The following is a 6887-nucleotide window of genomic DNA, read 5'->3' as shown; positions in this document are numbered from 1 at the left end:
GGGCGCCCGCCCTCCCCGCATTCCCACCCCACAGGACACCGGAACAGGAACAGGACCCCACGATGACCCTCCACTCGACCGAGAAGGACGAGAGCGTCGCCGGCACGATCTTCCCCGAGGCCACGGTGAAGCTCGACGCGATCGACCGGATCCACGCGCCCTCCCGCGAGGAGTTCACCCGCGACTACGTCTACCAGCGCAAGCCCGCCGTCATCACCGGCCTGATGGACTCCTGGCCCGCCATGGAGCGCTGGAGCCTGGACTACTTCCGCGAGCACTTCGGCGACCTGGACATCCACGCCAACCTCCAGCGGCTCGACAACGAGCTGATCCTGGGCAACGTCGGCGGCTTCCGCGGGATGAAGCTGGCCGCCCTGCTCGACGAGATCGAGAAGAACACCGATCCGAACCGCGCCTTCTACCTGCGGGCCTACCCGGTCCACCGGATGGTCGAGCACTTCCCGGGCCTCGCCGACGACTACGACCTGCCCGACCTGGCCCCGAACTGGGCCGACATCCGCTTCAAGGCGAACTGGCGGACCGGCACGGTCAACCCCGCCAAGCTCCTCGGCCTGTACCTCGCCAAGACCTTCCTCAACCGGGGCGGCGGCAAGGGCGCCCCGCGCGAGACCGTGTCCTCCCGCGTCGCGGCCGTGATGTTCGTCGGCAGCAAGGGCACCGTCACTCCGTTCCACAGCGACGGTATGCAGACCGCGGCCTACCTGAGCCAGGTCGTCGGCCGCAAGCGCTGCTACTTCGTCTCCCCCGACCAGCACGAGAAGCTGTACCCGCGCCGTTTCCGCCGCCAGTTCGGCATGGCGCAGGTCGACTACCGGCGTCCCGACCTGACGCGCCACCCGCGCTTCAAGGACGTGGTCGTCGAGGAGACCGTCCTGAACCCGGGCGAGACGCTGTACGTGCCCAGCGGCTACTGGCACGCCATCGAGTCCATGGACACCTCCATCTCGTACAGCCACCAGATCGTGGGCGAGGACAACGCCCTCGGCTGGCTGACCTGCATCCCCGAGCGCTACCTGGCCCAGATGTACTTCAAGTCCCAGGGCGGTCTGCGCAACGTGACCGGCGCCAAGGACTGGGACGACTGGGCCTGACGGTGAGCACACCAGCGAGCACGGCCGCTCCCGCCGGCCAGAACCTGCTGCGGGACCGCGACTTCCTCCTGTTCGCGGGCGGCCAGGGCGCGTCGGCACTCGGCGACGCGCTGAGCAAGACCGCCCTGCCGCTGCTGGTCCTCGCCCTCACCGGCTCCGGACTGCACATGGGCCTCATCGCCATGCTGACGACGCTGCCCATGATGCTGCTCGGCGTCCCCGCGGGTGCCTGGGCCGACCGTTTCGACCGGCGGCGGATGATGCTGTGGGCGGACGTCGGCCGGGCCGTGCTGGTCGGCGCGGTGCCCCTGGCCGCGCTGCTCGACCTGCCGATGCTGCCGGTGCTGTACGCGATCGCCGTGCCGGTCGGCGCGCTGTACGCCGTCTTCGAGGCGGCCTGCCTGTCCTGTGTGCCGTCGCTCGTCGGCCGCGGCCGGCTCGGCGAGGCCAACTCGCTGCTGTCGATCGGCAACGCGCTCGGCTACATCGCGGGGCCCGCGCTCGCCGGTGTCCTGGTGACGGGCATCGGCGGGGCCGGCACCCTGGGCGTCGACGCGTTGACGTTCGCGGTCTCGGCGGTCTCCCTGATGCTGATCCGCCGCCCGCTCCAGACGGCGCGGGAGCACCCGCCGGCCCCGATGCGCCGACAGGTCCTGGAGGGCTTCCGGTTCATCGCCGGGCACCGGCTGCTGCGGGCGGCGCTGCTCTACTGGGCGGCGATCACCTTCTTCACCGCGCCGATCATCATCTGCGCCACGTACTTCATCCGTGAGGACCTCGGCTGGTCACCCGGCGTCCTGGGGTCGATCATCGCGGTCTACGCCGTCGGGGCGATCGGCGGCGCGGTGCTCGCCTCGCGCATCAAGGAGGCGTCCGTCGCGGTCATGTGCGCCGGCACGGTCCTCGGCAGCGTCGGACTGCTCGTCCTGAGCGGCACCGCCTCACTGCCGCTGGCCCTCGGCGTCGTCCTCCTCGCGGGCGCCGGTGAGTCGCTCTCCGCGATCCTCTACAGCACCCTGCGCGCCCGCCTCACCCCGGACGAGCTCCTCGGCCGGGTGACGACCACCGCGCAGGTCGCCGCGTTCAGCCTGAAACCCCTGTCCGTCCTGGCGGCCGGCATCGCCCTCGAGGCGACTTCCGGCTCCCTGACCCTGGCCGTGATCGCCGTCTCCTGCATCACGATCAGCGTCGCCTTCGCCGTCTACAGCCGCCGGCTCCCGACGGCGGCGGCCCCCGAGATCCTCCTCCCCCCGACCCTGACACCCCAAGAGGTAGTGCGATGACTGTGACCACCCTGGAGCCCGAGTACGTCGTCGTCGTCAACGACGAGGAGCAGTACTCCATCTGGCGGAGCGACCGCGAGCTGCCCGCCGGCTGGGCGGCCGACGGGCCGACCGGCACCAAGGACGAGTGCCTCGACCACATCGAGACGGTGTGGACCGACATGCGTCCGCGCTGCGTGCGGGGCTGATCGGCCGTCATGACACTGCTCAGGAAGCTCAGCGCCGGTGACGGGACCAGCCGGATCGTCTGCCTGCCCTACGCGGGCGGAAACGGGACGGTCTACGAGAGCTGGGCCGCGTGGCTCCCCTCCGACGTGGAGCTGTGGGCCCCCGACCTGCCCGCACGCGAACAGCGGATGCTCGAAGCGCCCGTGGAGGACATGGAGCTGCTCGTCGCCGCCCTGGCCGACGAACTCCGCTCCGACGAGCGGCCGACCAGCCTGTTCGGCCACAGCTTCGGCTCGCTCGTCGCGTTCGAGGTGGCCCGGCGGCTCCAGCGGCGGGCCCTGCCGGTGAACTGCCTGGTCGTCTCCGGGATGGCGGCGCCCCAGGTGCTGCCCGACCGGCACCCGCCCACGGACGCCGAGATCCTCGCCAACCTCCGTTCGCACGGGGTGGCACCGCCGGAGTTCTTCGAGCAGCCGGACCTGCTGGAGCTGGTCATGCCGGGCCTGCGCGCCGACTACCGGATGGCGATGGGCTACCGGTACCGGGACGGCGAGAAGCTCTCGGCGCGGGTGTGCGCCCTGGGGGGCACCGACGACCCCGGCGTGCCCGCAGAAGGACTCGCGGCCTGGGCGGAGCAGTCCGACAGCGGCTGCCCGACACGGATGTGGCCGGGTGGACACATGTATCTGCTGAGTCATGCCGAGGAAGTCGCCGCATTCGTGATCGGCTGCCACATGCGGTCGATCGGCTGCTCCCTGCAGTCACTGGAAGGATGAACATGGAAACGCGCACGATCACGGTCCCCGGCGGCTCGCTCCACACCGAGAGCAGCGGCGCACCGGCCGCCCCCGCCGCCGTCATGGTCCACTCGGGCATCGCCCACGGCGAGATGTGGTCCCCGCTGCTGCGGGCCCTCGACGACGAGGTGTTCGGCGTCGCCTACGACTGCCGCTGTTTCGGCCGGTCCACGACGACGCTCGACGGCGAGTTCTCGGACATCGACGATCTCGCGAGCGTGCTCGACGCGTACGGGCTGGAGTCCGCCGTCCTGGTGGGCGAGTCACGGGGGGCGCGGCTCGCGATCGACTTCGCGCTGGCCCACCCGGGGCGGGTCGACGGGCTCTTCCTGCTCGCGCCCGACGTCTCGGGCTTCGACGGCCCGGTCGCGGACGACGAGCGGCCTCTGCTCGACGCGGTCGAGGCGGCCGAGGAGGCCTGGGACACCGCCGACGCGGCCGACACCGCGCGGACGGTCGAGGAGCTGATCACGCAGGAGGTACGGCTGTTCGTCGACGGACCCGGCCGGGAGCCGGAGCCCGCGCGTGCCTCCGTACGGGAGACGGTCGCCGACATGCTGCGGCTCAACTACACGCAGCAGAAGGACACCCCGGACTTCGTGAAGCCGAAGCCCGCCGCCGGCCGACTCGCGGAGCTGGGCTGCCCGGTCCGGGTCCTCGTCGGGGACGCGGACACCGCCGGCATGCGGGCCGCGGCGGAGGAGATCGAGAGCGCCACCGCGCAGGCCTCGCTCGTACGCGTCCCGGACGCGGCGCACGCCCTCACCCTGGAGCACCCCGAGACGGTCGAACGTGAACTGCGCGCGTGGTTGCGGGAGATCGGGGGCGCGGGTTCATGACCGGGGGAGAGGGCCGCACAGCGGGCCCGCTGAAGTCCCGCCCGCGCGACGCGGTACGCCCGGAGACCGACGAGGCGTCGTCGGGGCGGGGCGGGGCGGACGAGGCGTCGTCGGTACGGGACGCGGCCGCGGCGGCGTCGAGCTTGCGCGGCGGGGCCGGCCCGGCGCCGAACTTGCACGGCGGGGCCGGTGACGTGAGGCCCGGCGCCGACGACGTTTCACGTGAAACATCGCGCCTCGTGGGTGTCGCGGGACGGCCCGGTACGGCGCGGTTCTTCGGTACCTGGGCGGTCCTGGGCGTGTTCCTGGTCGTCGCCTTCGGCCTCGCGCACTGGGCGACCCGCCCGGCGCCCGACGGGGAGGCCGGCCAGGCCGCGCTCGCCACCACCCAGCGTCTGGAGGACCTCGGCCCGCACGTCGCGGGGAGCGCGAAGGTCACCGAGGCACTGGACATCGTCGCCGGTGAGCTGAAGGCGGTCCCGGGTCTCGAAGTGGAACGGCAGCGCGCCTCCGGCACGTACCGCTTCCACGACCGGGCCGTCGACTACCGCGTCGAGAACGTGATCGCCCGCCAGCCGGGCGACTCCGACGACGCCCTCCTGGTGAACGTCCACGTCGACTCCGCGATGGAGGGGCCCGGCGCCGCCGACGACGGCGTCAACGTCGGCGCGCTGATCCAGGCCGCGCGGCAGCTGGCCGGCCAGGACCACCACCGTACGGTCATCTACCTGTTCAACGGCGGCGAAGAGGTCGGCCTCACCGGCGCGGACGCCTTCACCCGGCACCCGTGGGCGGCGGACGTCCGCTGGTTCCTGAACCTGGAGGCCGTCGGCTCCGGCGGTCTGCCCATCCTGTTCCAGGCGGGCGAGGACGACGGCCGGCTGGTCGAGCTGGCCGGCAACACCGAACGGCCCTACGGCTCCGTCCTCGGCCAGTGGCTGTTCCAGGCGGGCCTCATCAACTCCGACACCGACGCCCGGGTCTGGCGCGCCCAGGGCTGGTCCGGTCTCGACTACGCCCTCTTCGAGGACGGCTACCGCTACCACACGCCGAACGACCGGGTCGTGGGGATCGGCTCCGGATCGGCGCAGGCGGTCACCGACATGACCGTCCGGTTCGCCTCCGACGTGGCCGGGTCCGCCGACCTGAGCGACCGGAAGCCCGCCCCCTACTACTTCGACGTGCTGTCACGCGGGTGGGTGACGCTCGACCCGCTGCGGACGAGGATCGGCACGCTCGCGCTCCTGCTCGTCCTGGCCGCGCTGACCTGGCGGGCCTGCCGGGTCTGGGATCTCCGGCCCGGCCGGGTGGCCGCCACCGCGGGCGCCGCGCTCCTCGCCCTCCCGGCGGCCGTGCTCGCCGGCCTGGTCCTCGGCGCCGCCCAGTCCCTCGTCGGACCGCACTCCTGGTTCGCGCACCCGTGGCTGGTCCACCTGGTGACGCTGCCCCTCGTCGTCCTCGGCGCGCTCGCTCCCCAGCTGCTTCTGGAGCGCCGGCGCCGTCGCCGCGCCCCGGACGCCCCCCGGCGCCCCGCGGCCCGTACCGCCCTGCTCGGCAACGCCTGGGCGGTCGGCCTGCTCGGGGTGGTCGCCGCCTGGCTCGGCATCGGACCCGGCTATCTGCTGTGGATCGCCTCCGCCCTGCTCGTCGTGTCGATCGGCGGCTTCCTGGTGCTGCCGGGCCGCTGGCGGGGGGTGCCGCTGCTGGTGAGCGCGTTCGTGTCGTTCGTGCTGATCGCCCAGTTCACCTGGAACCTGTTCGAGCTCGCCGTCCCGATGATGGGCCGGCTGCCGACCGCCCTTCCCCTGGACGCGGCCCTCGCCTTGGCATCCGTCCTGGTCGCCGTACCGCTGGCGCTGATCCTGGCGCCGTTCGCCGTCTACGCGGGACGGCCGCCGCGCCGGTCCTGGCTCGTCCCGGCGGCGTTCACCGTCTGCGGACTCCTCGTCGTCGGTCTCGTCTCGCCGTACGACAGCGCCCACCCCAAGCTGGTGGAGCTGTTCCAGGAGCAGGGCGAGGGCGAGGACGCGCGGATCGTGCTGGAGGGCCGTGACTACCTCACGCCCCAGAAGCTGGGCGTCGTCGACCAGGTCGCCCGCGACACCGGGCTGCGGGCCCGCGACGGCGCGCTGACCGCGCGGAAGGTGCCGGTACCGGAGGGGACCGTCTCCTTCTCCACGGCCGGTACGACCGCGCCCGTCCGGATCACCCTCGGCGCGAACCGCGCGGAGCTGATCAGGATCACGGTGACGGGCCCCGGGCTCTCCGTCGGCGGCCGGTCCTTCGACGGCGGCGAGGCGGTCGTGGACGTCGTCGGCCGCTTCGACGGCCACACGGTGACGGTGGAACGCTCGGGTCCCGTCGAGATCCAGGTCGACCAGGTGTTCCTGAAGACCGGAGAGGACGCGAAGCGGGCCCTCGCGGCCCTGCCGCCCTGGACGGTGGGTCACGCGCAGACGGTCGTCCAGCGCACCTGGGCGGACGACCGCCGCTGAACGGGCCGTGAGGCCGTGACCGCTGAGGCGCCGACGGAGGTGGTACGCCCACCGCCATCGGCGCCCTCGGTGTCTGTCGGCTCCGGCGGCCCGGACCTCGGGGGGGGGGGGGCGCCGGGGGGGGGGCCCGCTGGGGCTGGGGTGGAGGGGCCGTGGTGGGCCGCTCAGACGGTGGTGTGGAGGCGCAGGGTCC

The 6887-nt window shown here is 72.8% G+C and carries 6 protein-coding genes; all 6 read left to right on the top strand.

Translation table 11 applies throughout. The annotated features are described in order from the left end of the window. Positions 1 to 62 precede the first annotated feature (62 nt). On the top strand, positions 63 to 1112 hold the full coding sequence (locus ACFWV2_RS00030) for a cupin-like domain-containing protein (RefSeq protein WP_384399232.1): 1050 nt from the start codon (positions 63 to 65) through the stop codon (positions 1110 to 1112). A gap of 2 nt (positions 1113 to 1114) precedes the next feature. Next, entirely contained in the window at positions 1115 to 2395 is a 1281-nt protein-coding gene (locus tag ACFWV2_RS00025; protein ID WP_384399229.1) for an MFS transporter, read from the top strand. Next, positions 2392 to 2583, top strand: coding sequence for an MbtH family protein (locus tag ACFWV2_RS00020; RefSeq protein WP_384399226.1), 192 nt, complete (start codon positions 2392 to 2394; stop codon positions 2581 to 2583). The genes ACFWV2_RS00025 and ACFWV2_RS00020 overlap by 4 nt, the downstream gene beginning before the upstream one ends. Positions 2584 to 2592: 9 nt before the next feature. Beyond that, positions 2593 to 3339 carry a thioesterase II family protein gene (locus ACFWV2_RS00015; protein ID WP_384399223.1) on the top strand — a complete coding sequence of 249 codons (747 nt, stop codon included), beginning with the start codon at positions 2593 to 2595 and terminating at the stop codon, positions 3337 to 3339. Between the two features lie 2 nt (positions 3340 to 3341). Then, entirely contained in the window at positions 3342 to 4199 is an 858-nt protein-coding gene (locus ACFWV2_RS00010; protein WP_384399220.1) for an alpha/beta fold hydrolase, read from the top strand. 239 nt (positions 4200 to 4438) lie between these two features. Further along, entirely contained in the window at positions 4439 to 6694 is a 2256-nt protein-coding gene (locus ACFWV2_RS00005) for a M28 family peptidase (RefSeq protein ID WP_384399217.1), read from the top strand. Positions 6695 to 6887 lie beyond the last annotated feature (193 nt).

Source organism: Streptomyces sp. NPDC058671 (assembly GCF_042716475.1).
Lineage (GTDB): Bacteria > Actinomycetota > Actinomycetes > Streptomycetales > Streptomycetaceae > Streptomyces.
The sequence above is the reverse complement of the archived record's forward strand: the minus strand, read 5'-3'. Positions and strand labels throughout refer to the sequence as shown.